Here is a 23722-nt window from a genome sequence, read left to right on the forward strand (position 1 = left end):
CCCGATGAAGAAAGCTCCCTATCTCAGGCAGGACTTCACCGCTTCCCTCGTCGTCTTCCTGGTCGCGCTCCCGCTGTGCGTGGGCGTGGCCGTCGCCTCCGGCGTGCCCGCCGAACTCGGCCTGGTCACCGGCATCGTGGGCGGTCTCGTCACCGGAATGCTGCGCGGCAGCAGCCTCCAGGTGTCCGGACCCGCCGCCGGGCTGACCGTGCTGGTCTTCGAAGCGGTACGGGAGTTCGGACTGCCGCTGCTGGGTGTGATCGTGCTCGCCACCGGGCTGCTCCAGCTCCTCATGGGCGCACTGAAGCTGGGGCGCTGGTTCCGCGCCATCTCGGTCTCCGTCGTGGAGGGCATGCTGGCCGGCATCGGCCTGGTGCTGATCGCCGGACAGCTGTACTCCGTGGTCGGGGCGAAGGCCCCGGCCTCGGGCCTGGGCAGGATAGCCGGGCTGCCCGGGGCGCTCGTCGAGGCCGCGTCGAGCACTCGGGCACTGGCCTCCCTGGCCCTCGGCGCGGGCACCATCGCCATCCTCCTCATGTGGAAACACCTGCCGCGCGCGGTGCGTACGGTGCCCGGTCCGCTCGCCGCGGTCGGCCTCGCCGGCCTCGCCGCCGCGGTCCTCGGCCTGCCGGTGGCAACGGTCGCGGTGAAGGGGCTGCTCGGCTCGATCCAGCCGCCTCCGCTGAGCGCCTACGGCGAGCTGGCGGACCCGGGGCTGCTCGGCACGGTCGTCGCGTTCACCCTGATCGCCTCCGCCGAGTCCCTCTTCAGCGCTGCCGCCGTGGACCGGCTCCACCACGGTCCGCGCACGCAGTACAACAGGGAGTTGATGGCCCAGGGTGCCGGCAACGCGGTGTGCGGACTGCTCGGGACGCTGCCCATGACCGCGGTGATCGTGCGCAGCGCGGCCAATGTCCAGGCGGGCGCCCGCACAAAGGCGTCACGGGTGCTGCACGGTGTGTGGCTGCTGCTGTTCGCGGCGCTGCTGCCGTCCGTGCTGGCGTACCTGCCGGTCCCGGCGCTGGCCGGTGTCCTTGTGTACTCCGGCGCCAAGCTCGTCCCCGTGCGGGCGCTGGTGGCGCTGTGGCGCGAGCACCGGGGCGAGGCGCTGATACTGCTGGTCACCGCGGTGTCCATCGTGGCGGTCAGCATGTTCGAGGGCGTGCTCATCGGGCTCGCGCTGGCCGTGCTGAAGACGGCGTGGGAGGCCTCGCACATCCGGCTGGAGGTCATCGACAAGGGCGCGGGCCCGGTGCAGGCGTATCTGTCGGGCAATGCGACGTTCCTGCGGCTGCCGAAGATCCTCGAGAGCCTGGAGGCGCTGCCGCAGGACCGGCCGGTGGAGCTGGATCTGACCGGGCTGCACCATCTGGACCACGCCTGCCGTACGGCCCTGGAGAACTGGGCGGAGCGGCACAGCGCGGCCGGGACGGAACCCGTCCGTCTGACGTCCGGCGGCTGACACTCCGGGCCGCTCGGCCCCGGCGCACAGGGCCCGCCGGTGCCGCACCGGCGGGCCCTCGCCTCATCCACCGGGCGGAATTATCGTGGCAAGTGCGGATGTATCCGGAGACACCGGATGCACGGGCTACACCGGACCTCTCGGTGAGGAGGTCGTCATGCTCTCGGAGCTGGTGGGTGCGCTGGTCGGGCTCGGTGCCGTGGGACTTGTGTATGTGTCCGCGGCGGCCCGCGTGGTCAAGCAGTACGAGCGTGGGATCGTGTTGCGTTTCGGACGGCTCCTCGGCCCGCCGAGGCCGCCGGGCTTCACCGTGATCGTTCCCTTCATCGACCGGCTGCAGAAAGTCAATATGCAGATCGTTACGCTCCCGATCCCGGCGCAGGAGGGCATCACCCGGGACAATGTGACGGTACGCGTGGACGCGGTCGTCTACTTCAAGGTGATCGACCCGGCGAGCGCGGTCATCCAGGTCGAGGACTACCGGTTCGCGGTCTCGCAGATGGCGCAGACCTCGCTGCGCTCGATCATCGGCAAGAGCGATCTGGACGACCTGCTGTCCAACCGGGAGAAGCTCAACCAGGGCCTGGAGCTGATGATCGACAGCCCGGCCGTGGGCTGGGGCGTGCAGATCGACCGGGTCGAGATCAAGGACGTGTCGCTGCCCGACACGATGAAGCGGTCGATGGCCCGCCAGGCCGAGGCGGACCGGGAGCGCCGTGCGCGCATCATCAACGCGGACGCGGAACTCCAGGCGTCGAAGAAGCTGGCGGAGGCCGCCGGGGTGATGTCCGAGCAGCCCGCCGCGCTTCAGCTGCGGCTGCTCCAGACGGTGGTGGCGGTCGCGGCGGAGAAGAACTCCACGCTGGTTCTGCCGTTCCCGGTCGAGTTGCTGCGGTTCCTGGAGCGGTCCGCGCCGTCCGAGAGCGCGGGTGAACGGGACGGAACGCCGTCGGCCCTCGGCGCCCCGGACCGGCCGGCCCCCGACACTCCGGAGCGGCCGGCCGAGGGCACAGCGGAGCCGGCGGGCGAGACGGCACCGGGGCCGTCGGAGGAGGCGGGCGCGGCGGCTGTGCACGGAGTCGCCCAGGTTCCCCTCGGCGAAGGTGCCTCGGCTCCTTCGGGTGAGGCCCCTCCGGAGCTGTGGGCGGAGCCCCCGCCCGAGGAGGTGCCGCCGACACCCGCCCCCGCCTCGGTCACCCACGACGACTGATCCACCGGCGCCCGGCCGCCGCGGCCGGGCGTCCGCGGCGGCCGGGCGGGTGACTTCGCCGTCGTACGGGCCCGGCGCACCGGCGCCGGGGCCCGTTTCCTCGTAGGGCCGCCCGTACGTTGGTGCGGTGATCGCGCTTGTACGACGTATCGCCTCCGTCTGTGTGCTCGGCGCCGTCTTCGCCGCCTGCGGAGCCCCGAAGGCGCCGCACGGCCCGGCGCAACCCTCGGCGCCGTCCTCGACGGCCGCCTCCAGGATGCCGACGCTCGCGCCCGGGCCCGCCGGGCTGACGCCGGTGTTCAAGAACGGCCGGACACAGGAGAAGACCGTCGCTCTCACCTTCGACGCGGACATGACCGCCGACCAGGGGCCGCGGGCGGCGGACGGCGAGCACTTCGACAATCCCGAGCTGATCGACACACTGCGCGAGCTGAAGGTGCCGGCCACCCTGTTCATGACCGGCCGATGGGCCGACCAGTACCCCGAGGAAGCCCGGGACATCGGCCGGGACCCACTCTTCGAGGTCGCCAACCACTCCTACAGCCACTACTCGTTCACCGACAGCTGCTACGGCCTGCCGGTGCTGCCCGAGTCGAAGATGCGCGCGGACGTGGAGCACGCCTTCACGGCGATCCGCAAGGCGGGCGTCGCGCATCCGATGCCGTACTTCCGCTTCCCCGGCGGCTGCTACGACAACCGCGCCCTGCGCGCGCTCAGTCCACTCGGGATCACCGCGATCCAGTGGGACGTGGTCAGCGGGGACGCGTTCGCCACGGACGCGGCCGCGGTGGCGCGGCAGGTGCTGCGCGGGGTCCGGCCGGGTTCCGTGGTCATCATGCACTGCACACAGAGCGCGGCACCGGTGACGGAACCGGCGGTGCGGACGCTGGTGCCCGAACTGCGCAAGCAGGGCTACCGCTTCGTCAAGGTCTCCGAGCTGATCGGGGCGCCCGGCGGACGCCGGTAGGCACCCGGCCGTCTCGGCCTACGCCGGAGGCATGAGCGAGTACCGCGACACGGAGGCGGCGGCCCCGTCCACGGCGGACGGCCCGCCGTTCGCCGAGTGCGTGCTGTGCCGGGAGCCGACCGAGTATCCGGAGTCCTTCAAGGGGATCACGCTCTGCCCGGTCTGTACGTGGCAGGAGGCACAGCGCACGGCCTGCTCCGGGTGAGGGCCGGCCGAGTCCGCCGCCGACGACGTCCCCCCGTACGACTCACCGATGACCGGATCTACCGCCTGGCACACTGGGCGTCGTGAGCAGTGACCGGACCCCCGCAGCGTCGGCGGACTCCCCGCGCGACGGCCAGGACAGCCCCTTCCACGCCGAGCGCACCGCGCGCGACAAGGCGCCGCAGTTCGTCATGCCGCTGGTCGTGCGCATCGAGCGGGCCGCTCCCCCGGCGCGTACGGACGCGCTGGAGACCGCGGCACGCGCCGTGCTGGTGATGCTCAGCGACGCGCGCTCGCTGGGCGAGGGCGAGTGGGCCCAGGCGATGCGGGACTGGCAGGACGCGCGGATCCGCAAGGTGGTGCGCCGGGCGCGCGGCGCGGAGTGGCGCCGGGCCGAGGCACTGCCCGGCATCACGGTGACGGGCAAGTCCGCGGAGGTACGGGGCTTCCCTCCGGTTCCGCTGGACGGCTGGCCCAAGGACCTGGCCCGGCTCCAGGTCTCGGGCACGGAGCTCGACGACCCGGAGCCGCCGGTCGAGCCGGACCCGTTGACGCCGGTGCTGTGGCTGAACCCCGACCTGGAGATGTCCGCGGGCAAGGCGATGGCCCAGGTCGGTCATGGCGCACAGCTCGCCTGGTGGGCCCTGCCGGACGACGAGCGCGCCGCCTGGCGCGAGGCCGGATTCCCGCTCCGGGTCCGCACGGCGCCCCCGTCCCGCTGGCCCGAACTGACCGCCTCCGGCCTCCCGTTGGTACGCGACGCCGGCTTCACGGAGATCGCCCCCGGCAGCTGCACGGTGGTGGCGGACCACCCGGCCCTGCACCGGGACTGACGGCCCGCGCCGGGGCAGCAGGCCGACGCTGCGAAACCGCCCCTTCCCGGGGCCGCCGCCGGCCGGAGTGCCCGTGATGCGAGTCCGACCGGATGGATGGTCTCCGAGGCGGCGCGGGGGACTCCTTGGTGACAGGATCGGCGTTATGGGCACCGAGACCGACTGGGTGTACCGGGTGTTCGAGCCGCATGGCTCGGAGGGATGGCGCCCCTACGGCAGCGACCCCGAACGGTGGCGGGGTGCGATCAGCGCCGCCGATTCGAGCGACGGTGCCCAGTACGCCGTCGCCCTCGTCGTCGCCGACCTGATGACCGAGTGGAAGGCGCGCGGCTTTCCCCGGGCGAAGCATGTGCGGGTCTTCCTGTGGCGCGACGAGGAGGGCGACGCGGCGGACGCGGACATCATCGTGGAGGTCCGGCCGGACATCCACGCAGTGTGACGGCCGGGTTCACGAAGGGTGAAGAGGTGAGGCGGTGGCCCACGGGGCGCCGAGGGCTCACCTGTTCGCCGCTGCGTAGGTGTAGCAGGTCAGCCAGGTCGTGTCGATCTGGACGGAGGAGCCCCTGGCGGCATAGTGGCCGCCGAGGCTGGACTCGTTCTGGAGCACCCAGGGCGCGGCGTCGGGGTTGTTGCCCGACACTCCGCCGATCTTCCTGCCGTCCAGGTAGAAGGTGACGCCGGACGGGGTGATCTCGTAGGTGCTGGTGTGCCAGTCGGTCCAGCGGCCGGGGGCGTCGGCGTTGTACTCGCGGAAGCCGTGGACGAAGGCGCTGATCGGGTCGTAGGCGAAGTTCTCGCCGGCCTCCGGGAAGTCGATCTCGCTTCCGGCGTAGCGCAGGTGGGCCATCTTGTAGCCGTCGAGCGTGCCGTGCACCCGCCAGCGCTCGCTGAACTTGCCGTAGCGGATGTTCATGCAGCCCAGCGGGACCGCTGCGGACACATGGTTGTCGCCGATGAGCGGCCGGTACATACGCACGTGCAGCTGGCCGTCGCCGGTGGGGGACGGGCCGATCCAGGTGGTGTCGTCGGCCCGGTACTCGCCGCCGAAGACGCGGGTGTTGCCGTTGGAGTGGTTCTTGGGGTTGGCCGTGTCGTACCAGCCGCGCGGGTAGGCGCCGATCTGGTGGTAGACGGCGCCGAACATCCTGAGGCCGGCGCAGTGGAAGTCACCGTCCCCGGCGCAGCCGCTGAAGGCCCCGAGTGGCACGTACTGGCCGTTGAAGTTGTCCGCGAAGATTTGGTGGAAAGGCCCGCAGTCGCCGTGGGGCATCGCGTCGCCGACGGTGTGGCAGGCGTCCTGAGACGGTGTCGCCGCGTGCGCCGGGGCCATGCCGGAGGACATCACGAGGGCGGCCAGGACGAGGGCGACCGCACCGTGCCGGCGGTGCCTGTGGGGACGGGTGATCACGGTTCCTCCGGGTGGGCGTTGGCCGCGGGCGGCAGGGCGGCGGGCGTACGTCTCGGGCAGCCGCGAGGTGCCGCATGGTCATCAGCAGCTCTTCCTGGAGGTCGCATGCCGTAGTGCCGCCCGTTGGAGTGGAACTCGGAACCCGTGGGCTCGGAGGAGGTCCTGCGGGTGGAGACGGGCGGAGTCCGCGCAGACAAGTGGAGACGGGCGAAGGTGGGCGGAACCTCAAATGTTCCTCTGAAGGTCCCCCTGGAGGGGTTCGGCCCTGGACGCCGGGGCCATCACTCCGTCACACCGGCAGCGGCGGGGGTCGCCGTTGCCGCTCGCCGTGGTCCGCACGAGGGTGCGCCGGTGGATCCGTGGCGGAGGAGGGGACGATGGAGCGACTGGGTACGGGCATCGGATGGCGGCCGGAGATCGCCGACGCCGTGGAGCGGATGCCGGCCATCGACTGGGTCGAGGCCGTCGCCGAGAACGTGTGCCCCGGGCACCTTCCCGAGTCGCTGGTGCGTCTGCGCGAGCGCGGCGTCACCGTCGTCCCTCATGGGGTCTCCCTCGGCCTCGGCGGCGCTGACCGTCCCGACGAGGCACGACTGGCCGCGCTCGCCGAGCGCGCGGGGGCCCTGGGCTCTCCGCTGGTCACCGAGCACATCGCGTTCGTACGGGCGGGCGGGCCACTGACCGCCTCCCCGGCGCTGGAGGCGGGCCATCTGCTGCCGGTCCCGCGCACCCGCGACGCGCTGGACATCCTGTGCGAGAACATCCGCATCGCCCAGGACGCGCTTCCCGTGCCGCTCGCCGTGGAGAACATCGCGGCGCTGATCGCCTGGCCGGGCGAGGAGATGACCGAGGGACAGTTCCTGTACGACCTGGCCGACCGCACGGGCGTACGACTTCTGATCGACGTCGCAAATCTGCACACGAACCATGTCAATCGGGGCGAGGACCCGGCCAGGGCGCTGGACGAGCTGCCCGTCGAGGCCATCGCGTACGTCCATGTCGCGGGCGGCTTCGAACGCGACGGCGTCTGGCACGACAGCCACGCCCACCCCGTGCCGCAGCCGGTCCTCGACATCCTGGCCGGCCTCGCGTCGCGCGCCACCCCGCCCGGGGTCCTGCTGGAGCGTGACGAGAACTTTCCCGAACCGGAGGAATTGGAACGGGAGTTGACCGCCATTCGGCAGACGGTCGAGATGGCGGCGATCGGGACGGACGCCGGTGTCGGCGCCATGGCAGCACGACGGACGGCAGGGGCCGCGCGGGCTGTCTCAGTCCCGGCGCGCGCGGCCGGGGCGCGTGGGGCCGTCGCGGCTCCGGAGTCGACGGACGCGGTGGGTTCGGACGAGTCGGCGGACGCGGTGGGGTCGGGATCCGGCCATGTTGATGGCGGTGGCGCGTCGGCGCGGGAGCGGCTCGCGCTCGCGCAGACCGCGCTGCTGTCCTGTCTCGTCGCCGGCACTCCCGTGCCCGAGGGCTTCGACCGCGTACGACTCGGGGTGCAGTCGCGCGCCCTCGCCGCCAAGCGAGCCGGTGTCGTCGCGAAGGTCGCGCCCGAGCTGCCGCTGATCCTCGGGGAGGCGTACCGGCCGCTCTTCCTCGACTACGCCCACAGCCGTGCGATGACCGGCGGCTACCGGCGTGACGCCCTCGACTTCGCCGGGCGTCTGCTGTGTGCCGGGCTCCCCGAGGACGCCGGGGCGCGGCGACGGCTGCGGGACTGGTGGCTGGAGCGCTCGGGCCCCACCCCGCCGTCACGGCACCCCGCGGCCCGACTGGCCCGGGCCACGCGCCGGGTACTGCTACGGCACTGAGCGGCCGGCCCGCCCCATCGTTCCCCCAGCCCAGCCCCGTACGCCACCCTTACCACTCTCGACTGCACGCCGGGGCCTGCTCCGCGGAATGTGCCCCGGTTAACACAGCGGCCCCGCGGCTCACCCACAGCGGGCGATTTGCATGCCTTCGGAAGGGAATACCCCTCGCCGCTCCTGCGGCATTCCATGCGACTTGCCCGTTTTTCCAACTGTTTCTTCCTGCACGGCAGTTGACGCAGGCAGCGCAGTAATATGCCAAACCGCACCCGAAGCGCACCAGCGTGCTGTGCCGCAAGCAGGAGGCACCATGCGATCCAGACCCGTCAAAGGCCGCGGAATCCTCAGTGGCACCGGGATCCTCATCACCATGCTCGCGGGGACCCTCGCCGCACTGGTCTTCCCGGTCTGGTCCTACGCGGACCGCTCCGGCACGGGCGTGGACACCCTGAGCGCCCAGACCATCCCGACGAGCTACGGCCCGCTGTCCGCGCTGGACCGGGACTTCATCACCCGGGTCCGGCTGGCCGGGCTCTGGGAGCTGCCGGCGGGACAGCAGGCCGAGCAGAAAGGCACCACGCAGGCCGTCCGCACCGCGGGAGAGCACCTCGTCCAGGGCCACACCTTCCTCGACGCGCGCGTCCGCGATGTCGCCGGACGCCTCGGGCTCGCCCTGCCCAACCAGCCGAACGCGCAACAGCAGCAGTGGCTCGCGACCCTGGACTCGGCGCAGGGCGAGGAGTACGACCGCGACTTCGCCAACCTCCTGCGCCAGGCCCACGGCAAGGTCTTCACCGTGGTCGCCCAGGTGCGCGCCACCACCCGCAACTCACTGGTGCGTGCCCTCGCGGACGACGCGAACGCCACCGTGCTCGACCACATCAAGGTGCTGGAAGCCACCGGCTTCGTGGATTTCGACGCGCTGGCCCGGGACGCGGCCACCGCGGCCCCGCCGCCGCTCACCTACTCCCCCGCCCCGCCGGGTCCCGCGAGCGACCCGGGCACTCCCGTTCCGGTGACCCCGTCGGCGACGTATCCGCTGCCGCCCGCCGCATCCAGCCCCCCTCCCCCCGTGACAGGCTGACGCGCCGGGCACCCAGGGGTGCCCGGCGCGCATGCGCCGCGGTCAGGCGAGACCGGCGACCAGCTCGGCCACCGACTTGCGCCGGCCGGTGAAGAAGGGGATCTCCTCGCGGACGTGCATCCGGGCCTCGGAGCCGCGCAGATGGCGCATGAGGTCCACGATGCGGTGCAGCTCGTCGGCCTCGAAGGCGAGGACCCACTCGTAGTCGCCGAGGGAGAACGAGGCGACCGTGTTGGCGCGCACGTCCGGGTAGCCGCGGGCCATCTTGCCGTGGTCCGCGAGCATGCGGCGGCGGTCCTCGTCCGGCAGCAGGTACCAGTCGTAGGAGCGCACGAACGGGTAGACGCTCACATAGTTGCGCGGCGTCTCGTCGGCGAGGAACGCCGGGATGTGCGAGCGGTTGAACTCGGCCGGGCGGTGCAGCGCCATGTTCGACCAGACCGGGGTGAGGGCGCGGCCCAGCTTCGTGCGGCGGAAGAGGTTGTACGCCTCCTGGAGCTGGTCGCTGGTCTCCGCGTGCCACCAGATCATGAGGTCGGCATCGGCGCGCAGGCCCGAGAGGTCGTACGTACCGCGGATGGTCACGTCTTTCGCGGCGAGCTGGTCGAACAGCTCCTGGACCTCGTCGGCGTAACCGGCGCGGTCCTCGGGCAGCGCGTCCTTCAGCCTGAAGACGGACCACAGCGTGTAGCGGATGACCTCGTTGAGGTCCTTGGCCAGCTTGCCCTTGTTCGGGATCCTGCCGGAGTCGGTGGTGGGGGCGTCGTCGCTCATGTGCCTATTCTCCCGCTCCGCCATGGAGGCTCTGCACCGGGTTGGCGGTGAGCTCCTGCACACCGCGCAGATCGCCGCCCAGCTGGTCCGCGGCCGCGTACGCGCTCGCGATGCAGGCGGGGATGCCGACGCCGTCGTAGGCCGCACCGCACACGGCCAGTCCCGGGAGCTTCGCGACGGACTCACGGACGCGGGCCACGCGCGCGTGGTGGCCGACGGGGTACTGGGGCAGGCCGTCGGTCCAGCGGGTGACGCGGGTCTCCACCGGGGAGGCGTCCAGGCCGGTCGCCTCCCACAGGTCGTTGCGCGAGACGGCCACGAGGTCGGCGTCCTCGTGCTCGAGGATCTCGGTCTCCCCGTACCGCCCCACGGACGTCCTCAGGACGAACAGGTCGGGCATCTCGTCGGCGATCCAGCCCCACTTCCGGGAGGCGAAGGTCGACGCCTTGATCGTGTGCCCGTCGACCGGCGGCACCAGAAAGCCGCTGCCCTCGGGGAGGGCGGCATCGGTGCGGCGGTAGGCGAGGGTGACCAGGGCCATGGAGGCGTACTCGACCGTGCGCAGTTCGGCGGCGGCCTCCGGGGACGCGGTGCGCAGCAGGCGGGCGGCCTGGGGGGCGGGGGTGGCGACGACCACCGCGTCCGCCTCGAACCGGTAGTCCTCGACGAGGACCTTCCAGCCCTCGTCCGTGCGGTGCAGCCGGTCCACGGCGGAACTCAGGAGGATCTCGCCGCCCCGGGCCCGGACCGACTCCGCGACCGCGAGCGGAAGCCTGCCGACGCCGCCCTCGATGCCCATGAACACGGGGCCCGTCTGGGCGGCCGCGGCGGCCTTCGCCTGGATCTCGCGTACCGCTTCCGTCAGCGAGTCGTGGACCTGTGCGGCCTGGAAGAGCTGCGGCACCGCCGAGCGCATCGAGATGCGGTACGCGTCGCCCGCGTACACCCCGCCGAGCAGGGGCTCCACCAGGCGGTCGACGACCTCGCGGCCAAGGCGCTCCGCGACGTACTCCCCGACCGCGACATCGTCGCCGACCTCCGTGCGCGGCAGCCGTGCGTCCTGCTCGATGCGGCGCAGGCCGTCGTCGGAGAGGAGGCCGAGGAGCGCGGACGCGGTGCCGGGGACGCCCATGACATGGCCCTTGGGCATCGGCCGCAGGGCGCCGCGGGTCCAGATCGAGGCCGTCGCCGTGGTCGGCGGCTGGAGGTGGTCCCCGAGACCCACGGCACGGGCCAGCTCCACCGCCTCGGGGCGCCGCGCCAGCATCGACTCGGCCCCGAGGTCGACCCGCACACCCGCGATCTCGCCGGGCAGCAGCTTGCCGCCGATCCGGTCCGACGCCTCCAGCACCGTCACCCGCGCGCCCCGGCCCAGCAACCGGTGGGCGGCGGCCAGACCCGCGATCCCGCCTCCGATGACGACGACGTGCCCCGCGTCCGCGCGGGCGTGCAGTGCGCTCATGTCCCCCAGCCTCTCAAACACCACCGGCAGGCCCGCAGGGGCCGGGTGTCCCCGTCCTTCCAGGGCCGGGTGTCCTCGTCCCGCAGGGGTGGGTGTCCTCGCCGGGTCCGGACCGTGACCGCACGGGGACCGGATCCGGCCAAACGTTCCGGCCTCACCCGACGTCGAAGGATCGTCCGTCACGACGACCCTCGGGGGTTGGACCGTATGCACACTCCACGTTCGGCTCGGCCGGTCCGGGCGCTGGCCGCGACCCTGCTCGTCGCGGCGCTCGCGCTCGCGGGCTGCGGCGCGGCCGGCGACGACACCAAGAGCACCACGGACGCCGGCGGTGCCAAGGCCGCCGCGTCCGGCGCACAGGGGCAGGGCGCGGCCGGCGGCGGCGCGGGCGGGGGCTCCCGGGCCGGCGGCGCCGTGCCCCGGCTCACCGACGCGATCATCCGGACGGCGTCCCTCACTGTGCGGGTGAAGGACGTGCCCAAGGCGCTCGACGAGGCGCGCACGACCGCCGAGAACGCGGGCGGGTACGTCGGCAGTGAGAACACCAGCCGCGACTTGGAGGGCCACGAGCGCACCCGGCTCGTCCTGCGCGTGCCCACCGGGACGTACGACGAGGTGCTCGCCGCGCTCGAAGGAGCGGGCACGCTCGTCGAGCGCACCGCCAGGGCCGAGGACGTCACCGACCAGGTCGTCGACGTCGACAGCCGCGTCAAGTCCCAGCGCGCCGGTGTCGCGCGGGTGCGCGAGCTGATGGACCGGGCGACCGGCATCCGCGATGTCGTCGCCCTGGAGGACGAGTTGAACACGCGCCAGGCCGATCTGGAGGCGCTGCTGGCCCGGCAGGCGTCCCTGAAGGACCGCACGGGCCTCGCCACCATCACGCTGTCGCTGTCGGCGCCACCGGTGAGGAACGAGACGAAGAAGAGCGGGCCGGGCTTCCTGGACGCCCTGGCGGGCGGTTGGCGCGTCTTCGTCACCCTGCTGCGGTGGATCGCCCTGGCGATCGGGGCGGCGCTGCCCTTCGCGGTGCTCGCCGCGCTGCTGGTACTGCTCTGGGTGCGCGCCGTGCGCCCCCGGCCGGCCGGGCACGGGGCGGTGGCGCCGACGGCGGATACGGCGCCCGGGCCCGACGGGCGGCCCGGGCGGGACGCGGATGCCGCGTCCTCGTAGCGTGTGCGCATGAGCATGAGCCGTACGAGAGAGCGCCTCGTCGTCATCGGCGGCGATGCGGCCGGCATGTCCGCCGCGTCGCAGGCACGTCGCCTCAAGGGCCCCGACCGGTTGGAGATCGTGGCGTTCGAGCGCGGCCACTTCTCCTCGTACTCGGCGTGCGGCATCCCGTACTGGGTGGGTGGGGGCGTCGGCACCCGGGACCGGCTGATCGCCCGGACGCCCGAGGAGCACCGGGCGCGCGACATCGATCTGCGGATGCGGACGGAGGTCACGGAGATCGACGTCGCGCGCTGCCGGGTACGCGCGCGGGACGTCGATTCCGGAGCCGAGTCCTGGATGTCCTACGACAAGCTCGTGATCGCGACCGGCGCCCGCCCGATCCGTCCCGACCTGCCGGGCGCCGACGCGCCCGGGGTCCACGGGGTGCAGACACTCGACGACGGCCAGGCCCTGCTGGACTCGCTCGCCGCCACACGGGGGCGCCGAGCGGTGGTCGTCGGCGCGGGGTACATCGGTGTGGAGATGGCCGAGGCGATGATCAACCGCGGTTACGAGGTCACGGTGGTCAATCGCGGCAGCCAGCCCATGGCGACCCTCGACCCGGACATGGGCCGGCTGGTGAACCGCGCCATGGAGGGCCTCGGCATCACCATGGTGAACGACGCCGAGGTCACCAAGATCCTCACGGGAGCCGCCGGCCCGGGTCGCCGGGTCCGGGCGGTCGGCACGGACGCGGCCGAGTACCCGGCCGACGTGGTGATCCTCGGGATCGGCGTGCGCCCGGAGACGGCGCTCGCGCGCGCGGCCGGTCTGCCGCTCGGCGCGCACGGCGGGCTGCTCACCGATCTGGCGATGCGGGTGCGCGGCCACGAGAACATCTGGGCGGGCGGCGACTGCGTCGAGGTGCTCGACCTGGTCTCGGGGCGGATGCGGCACATCGCGCTGGGCACCCATGCCAACAAGCACGGCCAGGTCATGGGCACCAACGTGGGCGGGGGCTACGCCACCTTCCCGGGCGTGGTCGGCACGGCGGTGAGCAAGGTCTGCGACCTGGAGATCGGGCGCACCGGGCTGCGGGAGAAGGACGCGCGACGGGCCGGGCTGCGGTACGAGACGGTCGTCGTCGAGTCGACCAGCCGCGCGGGCTACTACCCGGACGCCGCGCCCATGACCGTCAAGATGCTCGCCGAGCGCCGTACGGGGCGGCTGCTCGGCGTCCAGATCGTCGGCCGGGAGGGCGCGGCCAAACGCGTCGACATCGCGGCGGTGGCGCTGACGGCGGGGATGACGGTGGAGGAGATGACGTCCCTCGACCTGGGCTACGCACCGCCGTTCTCGCCGGTGTGGGACCCGGTCCTGGTGACCGCGCGCAAGGCGGCAGCGGCGGTGGCCGAAGCCCCCCGGTAGGAGCGGGAGTCAGGCTGCCGCTTCGTACCGCCGTCCGGCCCGGTTACGCACGGCCCGGTCACGCACGGCCGTCCGGCCCGTCCGTCAGGCACGTCCCATCCGGCCTGTCCGTCACACAGGTCCCCCTCCGGCCTGTCCGTCAGGCACGTCCCGCCCGGCCCGGTCACGCACGGCCCGCCCGGCCCGGTCACGCACGGCCCGCCCGGCCCGGTCACGCACGTCCCGTCCGGCCTGTCCGTCAGGCCGTCCCGTGCCGCCCTGCTCCGTCAGGCCGTTTCGTGCTGGCCGACCCCGTTGATCCGCTCGATCGCCTGCCGGGCCTGCTCGGCGGGTGGGCGCGGCGGCAGCGAGGACACGGACGCACTGGAGGCGACGGCGGCCGGCTGGGGCTGCACCGCCGGCTTGGCGTGCGCGGCGCCGGGCCGGGTGGAGCGCAGCCGGTGGCTGACGGCCTCGTCGAGGGTCACGGGACGCTGCATCTGGGACGCCAGCCGGCCCGCCTCCTGGCCCAGCCGGGCGACGTCCTCCCAGGGCAGGTGGATCACGAGCGCCAGTTCGGCCTCGCCGTCGGGCAGGGCGTGTATCGGAGGAGTAACTCGGTCGTTCATCGCCTGTTCCTCACGTCGTCCCCGCGACACGCCTTCCCCGCACCGCGGGCGGTTGAGGAGACATACGCACGGGCGGAGCGGCGCGTTCACCGGTTCGCCGATCGCATCCCGGGCACTACTTTCTTGTGGTCATTCCCGTTCATGACGTCAACCCGGTGCGGCGCACGCCCTATGTGACGTACGCGCTGATCGCCGCCAATTTCGTCGTCTTCCTGCTCACCCCCGGCATGGCGGGCTCGGTGGCCGGACAGAGCGACCTGTCCCAGCTGTGCCATCTCCAGGCGTTCCTGGACCACTATGCGGCGGTGCCCCGGGAGTTGATCCACGATCAGCTGCCACGGCTCGTGCCCACGGGCGCGGTGGGCGTCGGCCCGCACGGCGCGGGCTGCGTGGTGGCCCCGCCGGGCTACCACAAGTCGCCGCCGGCGTCCGTCTTCACGGCGATGTTCCTGCACGGCAGCTGGCTCCATCTGCTGGGCAACATGCTGTTCCTGCTGATCTTCGGCAACAACATCGAGGACCGCCTCGGCCACATCCGTTTCGCGCTGTTCTACGTGGCGTGCGGCTATGCGGCCGGGTACGGCTTCGCCCTTCTCAACGACACCTCGGGCGCCCCGCTGATCGGCGCGTCCGGTGCGATCTCGGGCGTGCTCGGCGCGTATCTGGTCCTGTATCCGCGGGTCAGGGTCTGGATCCTCGTCCCGTTCCTGCTCTTCCTGCCGCTGCGGCTGCCCGCCTGGATCGTGCTGGGCTTCTGGTTCGTGCTCCAGGCGTTCTACTCGTCCGGCCAGGGCGTCTCCAGCGCCGGGACCGTCGCGTACGCGGCCCATGTGGTCGGCTTCCTCGTGGGCATGATCCTTGCCTGGCCGCTGCGCGCGGGCACCCCGGCGCCGCCCGAGCCGCGCGGTCCGCGGTGGGGCAGGCAGGCGCGGACCGGGTGGTGAAGGGGCGGCCGGGGAACGGTCAGCGGGCCGTCTGCGCGTGGACGTACTCCACGAGCCGGGTCAGGGCGTCCGGGTCGGTGGACGGCATCACGCCGTGGCCGAGGTTGAAGACATGGCCCTCGAGCCCCGCGGCGGTGTCCAGCACCTCCCGGGTCTTCGCCTCGACGGCCTCCCTCGGGGCGAAGAGGACCGCAGGGTCCAGGTTGCCCTGGAGGGCCTTGCCGGGGCCGACGCGGCGGGCTGCCTCGTCGAGCGGGACGCGCCAGTCGACACCGACGACGTCCGCGCCGGCCTCGCCCATCAGGCCGAGCAGCTCTCCGGTGCCGACACCGAAGTGGATACGGGGCACGCCGTACCCCTCGACGGCCCGGAAGACCTTGGCGGAGGCGGGCAGCACCGAGCGGCGGTAGTCCACGGGGGCGAGGGCGCCGGCCCAGGAGTCGAAGAGCTGGACGGCCGAGGCGCCCGCTTCGATCTGGACCTTCAGGAAGGCCGCCGTGATGTCCGCGAGCCGGTCGAGCAGGTCGGCCCACAGCCGCGGGTCGCCGTGCATGAGCGCCTTGGTGTGCTCGTACGTCCGGGAGGGGCCGCCCTCGATGAGGTAGCTCGCGAGGGTGAAGGGGGCGCCCGCGAAGCCGATCAGCGGGGTCGCGCCCAGCTCGGCGGTGAGCAGCCGGACGGCCTCCGTGACGTACGAGACGTCCTCGGGGGTCAGGTCGCGCAGCCGCGCCAGGTCGGCGCGGGTGCGGATCGGGTGCTCGACGACGGGGCCGACGCCCGGCTTGATGTCGAGGTCGACGCCGATGGCCTTCAGGGGGACGACGATGTCGCTGAAGTAGATCGCCGCGTCCACGCCGTGCCGGCGGACCGGCTGGAGCGTGATCTCCGCGACCAGCTCGGGTCGCATGCAGGACTCGAGCATGGGGATGCCCTCGCGCACCTTGCGGTACTCGGGCAGCGAGCGCCCTGCCTGCCTCATGAACCACACCGGCGTATGCGGCACGGGCTCGCGCCTGCACGCCTTCAGGAAGGCGGAGTCGTACGTCGCTGTCGGCTGGCCCGTCGCGGGGCGGTCATTGGCGCTCACCATCAAAGTCTCGCACGGCGCACCGACATGCCAGTCCCGGGTGGGGCCCCGGTGCGTACCGCGGCGGCCCCGCTCGAACCGCTTGACCCCGGCGCGACGGCGCGCGGTCGTGACTCGGCGCCGGCGGCCGCAACCACACCGCGCCGTTCCCCGCCAAACCGCCGCGGGCTTCGGGTGTCTCTCCCTGCGAACGCGCTTTCCTCCCCTTACTCTTCCCCGCATGGCTGCGGCTCAGGGACGACTGACGGACGGCGCTGGCGGAATGGACGACGAGCAGGAGGGGGACCCGGATGCGAGGGATACGGCTCCGCCGCCCTTCCGCGCCGCGGTCGACGCGCTGAGGACCGCGCGCCTCCGGGCGGAGATCGAGATCGAGCCCACCCGCCCGCCGCAGCGGCTCGCCCCCTTCGCCTATGCCCTGGAAGCGGCGGTCGTCCAGGAGGACGAGGATCTGGCCGACGGGCGTCTCGTCCTGCTCCACGATCCCGCCGGGCACGAGGCCTGGCAGGGTTCCTTCCGGCTGGTCACCCTGGTGCGCGCGGAGCTCGAACCGGAGATGGCCTCTGATCCACTGCTGCCCGAGGTGTGCTGGTCCTGGCTGACCGGCGCGCTCCAGGCCCGCGGTCTGTCGTACGGGGAGCCGAGCGGCACCGTGACCCGTGCGAGTTCGCACTACTTCGGCGGGCTCGCCGCCCGGCCGGCCGCCTCCCAGATCGAGATCCGCGCCTCCTGGACGCCGCGTGAGGGTGCCGGCGGCGCCCCGGACACCGCGGGCCACCTGGCCTCCTGGTGCGATCTGCTGGCCCAGGTGGCGGGTCTGCCCCCCGCGAGCCCCGGGGACCCGTCGGTGGTGACGCTTCCGCAACGGCGGGGGCCACAGCCCCGCTGACACCCCCGGCGACGGATGCCGTGACGATCACGCGCGCGTACATCCCGCCCTTGTCAACACCGACTTGACCATTCTTGCCGTCTCTTTGTCGATACGACCACTTTCGGCCTCTTATCCATAAAGGACCGAACTCATTCGATCTTCAGCTGATCGCTCGTGCATCCGAATTGCCCGGATTGTTACTCACCAAATCGCGATCATTCTCTAAAGGAGCACGGGTTTGGTGCCGAAGACGACTGTGACCTTGAAAGCACGGTTCGTCCCGGCTTCATCCCCAGAGCCGGCCCCGTCCCGCACCCCCAGGAGGCCTGGTGTCCGTTCTCCTCGAGCAGCCCGCAAGCCTGGTCGCCTACCGCCCGAACAAGCCGACCGCCATGGTGGTCGTCGCCGACCCCCGGGTCCGTTCCACCGTCACCCGCCACCTCTGGGCGCTCGGAGTGCGCGACGTCATCGAGGCGTCGTCGATCGCGGAGGCCCGCCCCCGTATCGGCAACCCGCGTGACATCTGCGTCGCCGACGTCCACCTCCCCGACGGCTCCGGTCTCACCCTCCTGTCGGAGACCCGCGCCGCGGGCTGGCCCAACGGTCTCGCCCTGTCCGCCGCCGACGACATCGGCGCGGTGCGCAACGCCCTCGCGGGCGGCGTGAAGGGCTACGTCGTCACCGGTACGCGCACGAACGTCGGGCTCCCCACCCGGCCCGGCGCCGCCCCGATCGGCGCCGCGGCCGCGCGCCTGCACCGACGCCCCCCGGGTGCCCCGAGTCACCCGGGCGGCTATCGCGAGCTGTCCGGCCGCGAGGTCGAGGTGCTGCGCCTCGTCGCCGAGGGCCAGTCGAACAAGGCGATCGGCGTCTCCATGGGCCTGTCCGCACTGACCGTCAAGAGCCACCTCGCCCGCATCGCTCGCAAGCTGGGCACCGGCGACCGCGCCGGAATGGTCGCGGTGGCCCTGCGGACCGGCATCATCCACTGACCAGCCCCCTACTTCACTCCCCCACCGAGCCGCTTTCCCGAACGTGTCGACACCGAGCCGCCGCCGACACGCTTTCGGGCCCCCGATCCGCTGGACGCCTCCTCCCCGCGCCGCCCGCGGGCACGGGAAGCACATGCCGCCCTGTGTCACACATGACTGGTTTACGCCCCTCTCGCGTCCGTCGGCGGAACGTTCCGTCGACGGGCGCCGTCCACGCACAGATACCCTTGACAGGTGACCGACGCCCAAGAGACCGCAGCAGACAGCCCACTGCGAACCACCGGAGGCGCCCCTCCGGACGATGTCGAAGCGGCGCCGATCCCCTTGCTGGAGCCGCGCGACGGCGTTCCGCCCGTGATCGCCGACGAGGCCTCGCTCGCCGAGGTGATCGCCGCGTTCGCCGCCGGCAGCGGCCCCGTCGCCGTCGACGCCGAACGCGCGTCCGGCTACCGCTACGGCCAGAGCGCCTATCTGGTCCAGCTCCGCCGCGAGGGCGCGGGCACCGCGTTGATCGACCCCGTGGCCTGCCCCGACCTGTCGGGCCTGGGCGAGGCACTCTCCGGTGTGGAGTGGGTGCTGCACGCCGCCACCCAGGACCTGCCCTGTCTGCGCGAGATAGGCATGGTGCCCACGCGCCTGTTCGACACCGAGCTGGCGGGGCGCCTCGCCGGATATCCGCGGGTGGGCCTCGGCGCCATGGTGGAGAGCGTCCTGGGCTTCGTCCTGGAGAAGGGGCACTCGGCCGTCGACTGGTCGACCCGGCCGCTGCCCGAGCCGTGGTTGCGCTACGCCGCCCTCGACGTCGAGCTGCTCGTCGACCTGCGGGATGCCCTGGAGAAGGAGCTGGACCGGCAGGGCAAGCTGGACTGGGCCCAGCAGGAGTTCGACGCGATCGCCTCCGCGCCGCCGGCGGAGCCGCGCAAGGATCCCTGGCGCCGTACGTCCGGGATGCACAAGGTGCGCCGCCGCCGGCAGATGGCGGCCGTCCGTGAGCTGTGGCAGACCCGGGACCGGATCGCGCGGCGCCGCGATGTCTCGCCGGGCAAGGTGCTCGGGGACGCCGCGATCGTCGAGGCGGCGCTGGCCCTGCCGCCGAACGTGCACGCCCTGGCCTCGCTGAACGGCTTCGGCCACCGCATGGGCCGGCGTCAGCTGGAGCAGTGGCAGGCCGCGATCGACCGGGCGAGGGCACTGTCGGAGGCCGAGCTGCCGCAGCCCGGCCAGCCGGTGGCCGGTCCCCCGCCGCCGCGGGCGTGGGCCGACCGGGACCCGGCGGCCGCGGCCCGGCTGTCCGCCGCGCGGGCCGCGGTCTCGGCGCTCGCCGAGGAGCTCGCCATGCCGCAGGAGAACCTGATCTCCCCGGACGTGGTGCGGCGCCTGTGCTGGGAGCCGCCGAAGCCGGCCGACGCCGCGTCGGTCGCCGCCGCGCTCACCGGATACGGCGCCCGGCCCTGGCAGGTCGAGCAGGTCACCCCGGTGCTGGTGACCGCGCTGTCCGTGGACGCCTGAGCCCCGGCGCACAGGCACGAAGGACGCGTGTGCGGGCGCGGCCATGCGCCGCCCCGCCACCGGGGGAACACGACCGCGACCCTCGCCGGCGCCTACGCACCGCCTGCCGAACGTGTACACGGTGCGGATGGCACCCCCTGCCGGACGTGTACACGGCGCGGACCGGCCCTTGCCGGACATGTGCACAGCGCGGACCGGACGCGCAGGCATCCTTGCCCGACGCCTGCGCATCCCCCTGGCTCTCCCCCCCTCTGTCCCTCTCCTCCCCTTTCCGCCCCTGGGCCGACGGTGTGACCTTCACCGCTTGGCCCGGCGGGACTGGGCAGCTTGGTTACCCACAAGTAGCATGGTGCTGAGCGCGCGCTCAGCGCGTCGCAGCAGTGCCACCCCGCACCCTGGAGGAGAGCCATCGTGCCTCGTACCGTCAGGGACGTCGTCTTCGTCGACGGCGTCCGTACCCCGTTCGGCAAGGCGGGCCCGAAGGGCATCTACCACGAGACCCGCGCCGACGACCTCGTCGTGAAGGCGATCCGGGAGCTGCTGCGCCGCAACCCGGGTCTCGACCCGAAGAAGATCGACGAGGTCGCCATCGCCGCGACCACCCAGATCGGCGACCAGGGCCTGACCCTCGGCCGCACCGCGGGCATCCTCGCGGGCCTGCCGACCTCGGTGCCCGGCTACTCCATCGACCGCATGTGCGCGGGCGCGCTGACGGCCGTGACGACCACGGCGGGCTCCATCGCGTTCGGCGCCTACGACGCCGTCATCGCCGGTGGTGTCGAGCACATGGGCCGCCACCCGATGGGCGAGGGCGTCGACCCGAACCCGCGCTTCGTGAGCGAGAAGCTGGTCGACGAGTCCGCCCTGTTCATGGGCATGACGGCGGAGAACCTGCACGATCGCTACCCGCACATCACCAAGCTGCGCGCCGACGAGTACGCCGTGCGCTCGCAGGAGAAGGCCGCCAAGGCGTACGCCAACGGCAAGATCCAGCAGGACCTCGTGCCGATCTCGGTCCGCCGCACCAACCCCGAGGGCGGCGAGACGGGCTGGGGCCTGGTCACCGCCGACGAGCCGATGCGCCCGGGCACCACCCTGGAGAGCCTGGCGAACCTCAAGACGCCGTTCCGCGTCCACGGCCGGGTCACCGCGGGCAACGCGGCCGGTCTGAACGACGGCGCCACCGCCTCGATCATCGCGTCCGAGGACTTCGCACGCGAGCACGGCCTGCCCGTCAAGATGCGCCTCGTCTCCTACGCCTTCGCGGGCGTCGAGCCGGAGGTCATGGGCTACGGCCCGATCCCGGCCACGGAGAAGGCCCTCGCCAAGGCGGGTCTGTCCATCTCGGACATCGGCCTGTTCGAGATCAACGAGGCCTTCGCCGTGCAGGTCCTGGCCTTCCTCGACCACTACGGCATCGCGGACGACGACGAGCGTGTCAACCAGTACGGCGGCGCCATCGCCTTCGGTCACCCGCTCGCCTCCTCCGGCGTCCGTCTGATGACGCAGCTGGCCCGCCAGTTCGAGGAGCAGCCGCAGGTCCGTTACGGCCTGACCACCATGTGCGTCGGCTTCGGCATGGGCGCGACGGTCATCTGGGAGAACCCGCACTTCGAGGGGGACAAGTGAGCACCACCGCTGAGCTGCTGAAGGGTGCGGCCGAGCTGTTCCCCGGCGAGGTCGTCACGCAGGCGCACGTACGGCACTTCGACCTGCCGCTGAACGCCGGGCGCTTCGCCCTGATCACCCTCGACAACGGCCTGGACCACACCAAGCCGACCACCTTCGGACCGCAGTCGCTCGCGAATCTCGACACCGCGATCGACCAGGTCGAGAAGGAGGCCGCGGACGGCGAGATCGTCGGCGTCGGCATCACCGGCAAGCCGTTCATCTTCGCGGTCGGCGCCGACCTCAAGGGCGTCGAGCTGCTGAAGCGGCACGAGGACGCGCTGGCCATCGGCAAGGGCGGCCACGAGGTCTTCAAGCGTCTGTCGAAGCTGGCCGTCCCGACGTTCGCGTACTACAACGGCGCGGCGATGGGCGGCGGCGTCGAGGTCGGCCTGCACTGCACCTACCGCACGGTGTCCGCGGCCCTCCCGGCGTTCTCCCTTCCCGAGGTGTTCCTCGGCCTCGTTCCGGGCTGGGGCGGCTGCACCCTGCTGCCGAACCTGATCGGCGCCGACAAGGCCGTCTCGGTCGTCATCGAGAACTCGCTCAACCAGAACAAGCAGCTCAAGGGCAAGCAGGTCTACGAACTGGGCATCGCCGACGCCCTGTTCGAGGGCGCCGACTTCCTGGAGCAGTCGCTGATCTGGACGGCGTCCGTCCTCAAGGGCGAGATCGAGATCGAGCGCCCGGTGATCGACCGCGGCGAGGCCTGGGACCAGGCCGTGGAGCGTGGCCGCTTCATCGCCGACGGCAAGGTGCACGGCGCGGCTCCGGCCGCCTACCGCGCGCTCGACATCATCGCCGCGGCCAAGAACGGTGACCTCCAGCAGGGTTACGACGCCGAGGACCAGGCCCTCGCGGACCTGATCATGGGCGGGGAACTGCGCGCCGGCATCTACGCGTTCAACCTCGTCCAGAAGCGCGGCAAGCGTCCCGCGGGCGCCCCCGACAAGAACCTGGCGCGCCCGGTCACCAAGGTGGGCGTGGTCGGCGCGGGCCTGATGGCCTCGCAGCTCGCCCTGCTCTTCCTGCGCCGCCTCGAGGTCCCGGTCGTCCTCACGGACATCGACCAGGAGCGCGTCGACAAGGGCGTGGGCTACGTCCAGGCCGAGATCGACAAGCTGCTCGCCAAGGGCCGCGTCAACCAGGACAAGGCCAACCGCCTGAAGGCGCTGGTGTCCGGTGTTCTGGACAAGGCGGAGGGCTTCGCGGACGCGGACTTCATCATCGAGGCCGTGTTCGAGGAGATGACGGTCAAGCAGAAGGTGTTCGCCGAGGTCGAGGCGGTCGCGCCCGCGCACGCGATCCTCGCCACCAACACCTCCTCCCTCTCGGTGACGGAGATGGCGTCGAAGCTCCAGCACCCCGAGCGGGTCGTCGGCTTCCACTTCTTCAACCCGGTCGCGGTGCTGCCGCTGCTGGAGATCGTCCGCGGTGAGAAGACCGACGACGCGTCGCTCGCCACGGCGTTCGCCGTCGCCAAGAAGCTGAAGAAGACCGCGGTTCTGGTCAAGGACGCCCCCGCGTTCGTCGTCAACCGCATCCTGACCCGCTTCATGGGCGAGATCCAGAACGTCATCGACGAGGGCACCCCGGTCGAGGTCGCGGAGAAGGCGGTCGAGCCGCTCGGCCTCCCGATGTCCCCGCTGGTGCTGCTGGAACTGGTCGGCCCGGCGATCGGCCTGCATGTCTCGGAGACCCTCAACAAGGCGTTCCCGGACCGCTTCACGGTCTCCCCGAACCTCAAGGCGGTCGTCGAGGCCGGCAAGCGCGGCTTCTACGTCTACGACAGCGGCAAGCCGGAGCTGGACCCGGAGGTCGCCGCGCTGCTGAAGCAAGGCGACACCGCCCTGACGGAGGAGCAGGTCCGCACCCGCGTCCTGGACGCGGTGGCCCAGGAGATCGGCCTGATGCTCGACGAGGGTGTCGTCGCCGAGGCCCAGGACATCGACCTGTGCCTGATCACGGGCGCCGGCTGGCCCTTCCACCTGGGCGGCATCACGCCGTACCTGGACCGCGAGGGCGTCTCCGAGCGCGTGAACGGCAAGACGTTCCTGGAGCCGGGCGTGGCGTCGATCCCGGCGTAACCGAACGCGACGGCAACCGCCGTACATGACAAGGGCCTCCGCACTCCGCGGAGGCCCTTCGTCGTAACCGCGAGACCGATGGGCCGGACCGCCCGGCTCGGCGCCTCACTTCGCCGACCCGTCCGCGGTATCCCCTCCCCGGTCGGGGGTCAACGGCGCACTGC

The 23722-nt window shown here is 72.3% G+C and carries 21 protein-coding genes; 16 read left to right on the forward strand and 5 right to left on the reverse strand.

Annotated elements, in window-relative coordinates:
- The first annotated feature begins 4 nt into the window (after positions 1-4).
- From ACIP94_RS12800 to ACIP94_RS12825, 6 genes are all read left to right on the forward strand, one after another.
- Entirely contained in the window at positions 5-1462 is a 1458-nt protein-coding gene (locus ACIP94_RS12800) for a SulP family inorganic anion transporter (RefSeq protein ID WP_402423647.1), read from the forward strand.
- A 157-nt stretch (positions 1463-1619) separates the two neighbouring features.
- Positions 1620-2672, forward strand: coding sequence for a slipin family protein (locus ACIP94_RS12805; RefSeq protein ID WP_402423650.1), 1053 nt, complete (start codon positions 1620-1622; stop codon positions 2670-2672).
- 127 nt (positions 2673-2799) lie between these two features.
- A complete protein-coding gene (locus ACIP94_RS12810; protein WP_402423653.1) occupies positions 2800-3639 on the forward strand; it encodes a polysaccharide deacetylase family protein in 840 nt (279 codons plus the stop codon).
- A gap of 31 nt (positions 3640-3670) precedes the next feature.
- Positions 3671-3844, forward strand: a complete 174-nt coding sequence (locus ACIP94_RS12815; RefSeq protein ID WP_402423655.1) for a hypothetical protein — start codon at positions 3671-3673, stop codon at positions 3842-3844.
- Between the two features lie 82 nt (positions 3845-3926).
- Positions 3927-4676: a peptidyl-tRNA hydrolase gene (locus ACIP94_RS12820; protein ID WP_402423658.1), complete on the forward strand. Its 750-nt coding sequence runs from the start codon at positions 3927-3929 to the stop codon at positions 4674-4676.
- 145 nt (positions 4677-4821) lie between these two features.
- Positions 4822-5115, forward strand: coding sequence for a hypothetical protein (locus tag ACIP94_RS12825; protein WP_402423661.1), 294 nt, complete (start codon positions 4822-4824; stop codon positions 5113-5115).
- A 57-nt stretch (positions 5116-5172) separates the two neighbouring features.
- Here the strand turns inward: ACIP94_RS12825 and ACIP94_RS12830 are convergent, their stop codons facing one another.
- A complete protein-coding gene (locus tag ACIP94_RS12830; protein WP_402423664.1) occupies positions 5173-6084 on the reverse strand; it encodes a glycosyl hydrolase family 16 in 912 nt (303 codons plus the stop codon).
- 377 nt (positions 6085-6461) lie between these two features.
- On the opposite strand from ACIP94_RS12830, the gene ACIP94_RS12835 reads away from it, so the two are divergent.
- Together ACIP94_RS12835 and ACIP94_RS12840 are read left to right on the forward strand one after the other, a co-directional pair.
- Positions 6462-7895, forward strand: coding sequence for a DUF692 domain-containing protein (locus tag ACIP94_RS12835; RefSeq protein ID WP_402423667.1), 1434 nt, complete (start codon positions 6462-6464; stop codon positions 7893-7895).
- A 307-nt stretch (positions 7896-8202) separates the two neighbouring features.
- Complete coding sequence (locus ACIP94_RS12840; protein ID WP_402423669.1) at positions 8203-8976, forward strand: DUF4142 domain-containing protein; 774 nt, start codon at positions 8203-8205, stop codon at positions 8974-8976.
- A gap of 42 nt (positions 8977-9018) precedes the next feature.
- Here the strand turns inward: ACIP94_RS12840 and hemQ are convergent, their stop codons facing one another.
- Both hemQ and hemG read right to left on the reverse strand, forming a co-directional pair.
- A complete protein-coding gene (gene hemQ / locus ACIP94_RS12845) occupies positions 9019-9750 on the reverse strand; it encodes a hydrogen peroxide-dependent heme synthase (RefSeq protein ID WP_402423671.1) in 732 nt (243 codons plus the stop codon).
- Between the two features lie 4 nt (positions 9751-9754).
- Complete coding sequence (gene hemG / locus ACIP94_RS12850; RefSeq protein ID WP_402423673.1) at positions 9755-11212, reverse strand: protoporphyrinogen oxidase; 1458 nt, start codon at positions 11210-11212, stop codon at positions 9755-9757.
- Positions 11213-11419: 207 nt separating this feature from the next.
- Between hemG and ACIP94_RS12855 the strand changes: the two genes are divergently transcribed.
- Both ACIP94_RS12855 and ACIP94_RS12860 read left to right on the forward strand, forming a co-directional pair.
- The gene (locus tag ACIP94_RS12855) at positions 11420-12382 is read left to right on the forward strand and encodes a DUF4349 domain-containing protein (RefSeq protein ID WP_402423676.1); all 963 of its coding nucleotides are present in this window, start codon (positions 11420-11422) and stop codon (positions 12380-12382) included.
- 9 nt (positions 12383-12391) lie between these two features.
- On the forward strand, positions 12392-13792 hold the full coding sequence (locus ACIP94_RS12860; RefSeq protein WP_402423679.1) for an FAD-dependent oxidoreductase: 1401 nt from the start codon (positions 12392-12394) through the stop codon (positions 13790-13792).
- A gap of 266 nt (positions 13793-14058) precedes the next feature.
- On the opposite strand, the gene ACIP94_RS12865 is transcribed toward ACIP94_RS12860, so the two are convergent.
- The gene (locus tag ACIP94_RS12865) at positions 14059-14400 is read right to left on the reverse strand and encodes a hypothetical protein (RefSeq protein WP_402423682.1); all 342 of its coding nucleotides are present in this window, start codon (positions 14398-14400) and stop codon (positions 14059-14061) included.
- Between the two features lie 125 nt (positions 14401-14525).
- On the opposite strand from ACIP94_RS12865, the gene ACIP94_RS12870 reads away from it, so the two are divergent.
- A complete protein-coding gene (locus ACIP94_RS12870; RefSeq protein ID WP_402423685.1) occupies positions 14526-15344 on the forward strand; it encodes a rhomboid family intramembrane serine protease in 819 nt (272 codons plus the stop codon).
- Positions 15345-15363: 19 nt separating this feature from the next.
- Here the strand turns inward: ACIP94_RS12870 and hemE are convergent, their stop codons facing one another.
- A complete protein-coding gene (gene hemE / locus ACIP94_RS12875; protein WP_402423688.1) occupies positions 15364-16431 on the reverse strand; it encodes a uroporphyrinogen decarboxylase in 1068 nt (355 codons plus the stop codon).
- A gap of 262 nt (positions 16432-16693) precedes the next feature.
- Here hemE and ACIP94_RS12880 point away from each other — a divergent pair, with 262 nt between their 5' ends.
- The 5 genes from ACIP94_RS12880 (at position 16694) to ACIP94_RS12900 (ending at position 23558) form a co-directional block, all read left to right on the forward strand.
- On the forward strand, positions 16694-17320 hold the full coding sequence (locus tag ACIP94_RS12880) for a DUF3000 domain-containing protein (protein WP_402424258.1): 627 nt from the start codon (positions 16694-16696) through the stop codon (positions 17318-17320).
- 311 nt (positions 17321-17631) lie between these two features.
- Positions 17632-18294 carry a response regulator transcription factor gene (locus ACIP94_RS12885; RefSeq protein ID WP_003993737.1) on the forward strand — a complete coding sequence of 221 codons (663 nt, stop codon included), beginning with the start codon at positions 17632-17634 and terminating at the stop codon, positions 18292-18294.
- Positions 18295-18528: 234 nt separating this feature from the next.
- A complete protein-coding gene (locus ACIP94_RS12890) occupies positions 18529-19803 on the forward strand; it encodes an HRDC domain-containing protein (RefSeq protein ID WP_402423692.1) in 1275 nt (424 codons plus the stop codon).
- A 411-nt stretch (positions 19804-20214) separates the two neighbouring features.
- Positions 20215-21432 carry a thiolase family protein gene (locus ACIP94_RS12895; protein ID WP_402423695.1) on the forward strand — a complete coding sequence of 406 codons (1218 nt, stop codon included), beginning with the start codon at positions 20215-20217 and terminating at the stop codon, positions 21430-21432.
- Positions 21429-23558, forward strand: a complete 2130-nt coding sequence (locus ACIP94_RS12900) for a 3-hydroxyacyl-CoA dehydrogenase NAD-binding domain-containing protein (protein WP_402423698.1) — start codon at positions 21429-21431, stop codon at positions 23556-23558. Before ACIP94_RS12895 ends, ACIP94_RS12900 begins: the two co-directional genes overlap by 4 nt.
- Positions 23559-23722 lie beyond the last annotated feature (164 nt).

This window comes from Streptomyces sp. NPDC093261 (assembly GCF_044753645.1).
In the GTDB taxonomy this organism is placed as follows: Bacteria; Actinomycetota; Actinomycetes; order Streptomycetales; family Streptomycetaceae; genus Streptomyces.

What these genes read in the sequence shown, in the direction of transcription:
- ACIP94_RS12815 (WP_402423655.1), top strand. Translation starts at nt 3,671, where the DNA reads ATGAGCGAGTACCGCGACACGGAGGCGGCGGCCCCGTCCACGGCGGAC.
- ACIP94_RS12840 (WP_402423669.1), top strand. Translation starts at nt 8,203, where the DNA reads ATGCGATCCAGACCCGTCAAAGGCCGCGGAATCCTCAGTGGCACCGGG.
- ACIP94_RS12805 (WP_402423650.1), top strand. Translation starts at nt 1,620, where the DNA reads ATGCTCTCGGAGCTGGTGGGTGCGCTGGTCGGGCTCGGTGCCGTGGGA.
- ACIP94_RS12880 (WP_402424258.1), top strand. Translation starts at nt 16,694, where the DNA reads ATGGACGACGAGCAGGAGGGGGACCCGGATGCGAGGGATACGGCTCCG.
- ACIP94_RS12835 (WP_402423667.1), top strand. Translation starts at nt 6,462, where the DNA reads ATGGAGCGACTGGGTACGGGCATCGGATGGCGGCCGGAGATCGCCGAC.
- ACIP94_RS12865 (WP_402423682.1), bottom strand. Translation starts at nt 14,400, where the DNA reads ATGAACGACCGAGTTACTCCTCCGATACACGCCCTGCCCGACGGCGAG.
- ACIP94_RS12800 (WP_402423647.1), top strand. Translation starts at nt 5, where the DNA reads ATGAAGAAAGCTCCCTATCTCAGGCAGGACTTCACCGCTTCCCTCGTC.
- ACIP94_RS12825 (WP_402423661.1), top strand. Translation starts at nt 4,822, where the DNA reads ATGGGCACCGAGACCGACTGGGTGTACCGGGTGTTCGAGCCGCATGGC.
- ACIP94_RS12860 (WP_402423679.1), top strand. Translation starts at nt 12,392, where the DNA reads ATGAGCATGAGCCGTACGAGAGAGCGCCTCGTCGTCATCGGCGGCGAT.
- ACIP94_RS12855 (WP_402423676.1), top strand. Translation starts at nt 11,420, where the DNA reads ATGCACACTCCACGTTCGGCTCGGCCGGTCCGGGCGCTGGCCGCGACC.
- hemQ (WP_402423671.1), bottom strand. Translation starts at nt 9,750, where the DNA reads ATGAGCGACGACGCCCCCACCACCGACTCCGGCAGGATCCCGAACAAG.
- hemG (WP_402423673.1), bottom strand. Translation starts at nt 11,212, where the DNA reads ATGAGCGCACTGCACGCCCGCGCGGACGCGGGGCACGTCGTCGTCATC.